The organism is Bacillus haikouensis (assembly GCF_013179555.1).
In the GTDB taxonomy this organism is placed as follows: domain Bacteria; phylum Bacillota; class Bacilli; order Bacillales; family Bacillaceae_B; genus Rossellomorea; species Rossellomorea haikouensis_A.
On record NZ_JABMCR010000399.1, the window covers coordinates 1 to 2,897 of the forward strand.

Here is a 2,897-nt window from a genome sequence, read left to right on the forward strand (position 1 = left end):
GGACAAGCATATGAAGAATTAAATGCTCAAACAAGCGAATTGGTTGATAATATGGATTATTCCACCCTGTATGATCCTGAAGTCGGTCAATTCCGAGGGGGATATGATGCGGTTCAGGAAAAATTGACTGACCACCATTATGGACTTTTCTACACAGAACCACGCGTAGCAAGTTATATTTCAATCGGTAAAGGCGATGTCCCCAGCGATCACTGGTGGAAAATGTACCGTACTATGCCAAGCGATTGGGATTGGCAGGCGCAAGTACCGGAGGGTCATACAACTGTATATGACGGAGTTTCCGTTTTTGAAGGCCACTATCAATACAACGGGGTGAAGTTCGTTCCGAGTTGGGGCGGCAGTATGTTTGAAGCTTTGATGCCCGGAATTGTATTGAAAGAAAAGGAACTGGGCAAAAATGCCCTTGGTCTGAATAATCAGCGTCATGTCGAACTTCAGTTCCAATATGCCAAAGATAAAGGTTACAAGGCATGGGGCTTCTCACCTGCCGCCACTCCGGACGGGTATAGCGAATTCGCCGCTGCTCCGCTGGGTACTTCCGGCTACAGTGACAAATCCACGGTCACCGCCCATGCCACATTCCTTGCTTTGGATTATGCACCAGAAGAAGTATGCAAGAATATTAAAGCACTCAAAGAAATGGATACGTATGGAAAATACGGCTTCTATGATTCAGTGAATGTTGAAACAGGAGAAATTGCAAAAGCATATCTTGCACTCGACCAGGGCATGATCATGGTTTCGATTGCAAATTATCTGAATGACGGCGTGATCCGGGATTACTTCCATCAAGATCCAATTGGTAAGAAACCAGAGGATTTATTAAGAAAGGAAGCCTTCTCTATAAAATGACCCTAACGGGAGCATTGACACCTTATGCGGGGTGTTGCTGCTCTTTTTTTATGCATGGTGACTAGAGAAATGTATGAGGTGAATCAAAAATACAGTGCAAAGGAAAAGACTGCCCACCATTTGGACAGCCCTTCTTCTATACAAAAAACAGCATATAAACGACTCCGACCAAGATGAAACCTGCACATAAAACAAGTAAAACCTTCGCTAATGTTTCCATAATACCTCTCCTTAAGAAATTCCTGCCCCAATGACGAACGATAACCCCACTGAGATGACAAGTGAAATGAAACCGACTGCACGGTTATCATTTGCAATTTCTTCATCTATTTTGAATTTCGGGGTTAAGAATTCGTATATGAAATAACCGATCAGCAGCAGGAAGAAACCGAATACCCCCCAGCCAATTGTGGAAAGGATGGTTTCATTTTGCTGTATTGAATAGTGAAAAATATTCGCAATCCCGAATATTTTCCCTCCGGTAGCCATTGCCACGGCCAGATTGCCTTTTTTGATTTCTTCCCAATTTTTGTATTTTGTGACCAATTCGAATACGGTTAAGAAAAGGATGAGGCATAATATGACGACGCTATAATTTCCTGCAGTTTGAATGTATTCATTCTCCCAAAAATTCTCCATTGTTCTGCTCCCTTTTCTCCCTTATTTGGCTCTTTTCGCATGCTCGTTTTTTACACACAGTATTTTCGATAGGACAATGAATCCATTTCATCCAGATTTCGAAACTTGCATGTGCAAGCTTTTCATTCAACGTTCTTACACATCGTACGAAATGCAGCAATTTATCAGAAACAAGCCCATTATTTAAACTGTACGACCGTGACGCCGGTTCCGCCTTCGCCTGCATCACCGAAACGAATCCCTTTAACCGCACGATGATTTCGTAAATATTCCTGTACACCCTGTCTCAAAGCCCCGGTCCCCTTGCCATGAATGATGGACACTTGCGGGTAGCCGGCGAGCAGCGCATCATCGATATATTTTTCCACTCTGGAAAGGGCATTATCAAATCGTTCCCCTCTTAAGTCAAGCTCGATGCTGACGTGAAAATCTTTCCCTTTAACTACAGCCAGCGGCTTTGTTTCAACCTTTTGCTGCGTTTTAATGAATTCAAGATCTGATTCTTTCACCTTCATTTTCATAATGCCCATTTGAACCTGCCATTCCTTATTGGACACTCTTTCGACCAGGTGGCCTTTCTGGTCGAAGCTTAGTACCTTAACCTCGTCTCCAGCCTGAAGCTCTCGTTTTGTGCTTTGTACTTTCCTCTTTTGGCGGGAGGACTCAGGAAGTGACGGTGCTGCTTCTTCAAGCTGCTTTCTTGCCTGGATCAATTCATGTTCTTTGATTTGTGCCGATTTTTCATACTGCATTTTACGTAAATCTTTGATGACCTGCTCTGCTTCAGCTTTTGCTTTTTCTACCACTGTTTCTGCTTTCTGATGAGCTTTTTCAAACATAAGATCTTTTTTTTCATAATACTCCATCATCTGCTTTTGCATATCGTGGTGCATTTTTTCAGCTTGTTTTAACAGCTCATGTGCTTCTTCCAATTCTTTTTCGCCCTGACGTCTGCTTTCTTCCAATGATGCGATCATGTTTTCGACTTCTTTGCTGTCTGTCCCGATATGTGATTTTGCCCGTTTGATGACCGTTTCCGGCAAGCCCAGACGTTTGGAAATCTCGAAAGCGTTACTTCTTCCCGGTACACCCAGCAGAAGCTTATAGGTCGGACTCAGTGTTTCAACGTTGAATTCAACACTTGCGTTGACGACGCCCTCACGATTGTATCCATAGGCTTTTAATTCAGGGTAGTGGGTAGTAGCCACTACTCTTGCACCTGTACCATGGACTTCATCAAGAATGGAAATGGCCAGTGCGGCCCCTTCCTGCGGGTCCGTCCCTGCTCCCAGTTCATCGAACAGGACCAGGCTCTCCTGATCCACTTTTTTCAAGATCTCCACAATATTCACCATATGGGAGGAGAATGTACTTAAACTTTGTTC

The 2,897-nt window shown here is 43.6% G+C and carries 3 protein-coding genes; 1 reads left to right on the top strand and 2 read right to left on the bottom strand.

Translation table 11 applies throughout. The features are described 5' to 3' along the window. A partial coding sequence (locus HP456_RS22155) for a glucoamylase family protein (protein ID WP_281358116.1) occupies positions 1-873 on the top strand: 873 nt, incomplete at its 5' end. A gap of 231 nt (positions 874-1,104) precedes the next feature. Here HP456_RS22155 and HP456_RS22160 read toward each other — a convergent pair. Together HP456_RS22160 and HP456_RS22165 are read right to left on the bottom strand one after the other, a co-directional pair. Further along, positions 1,105-1,512, bottom strand: coding sequence for a DUF350 domain-containing protein (locus tag HP456_RS22160; RefSeq protein ID WP_172255146.1), 408 nt, complete (start codon positions 1,510-1,512; stop codon positions 1,105-1,107). A 179-nt stretch (positions 1,513-1,691) separates the two neighbouring features. Then, a partial coding sequence (locus HP456_RS22165; protein WP_172255148.1) for an endonuclease MutS2 occupies positions 1,692-2,897 on the bottom strand: 1,206 nt, incomplete at its 5' end.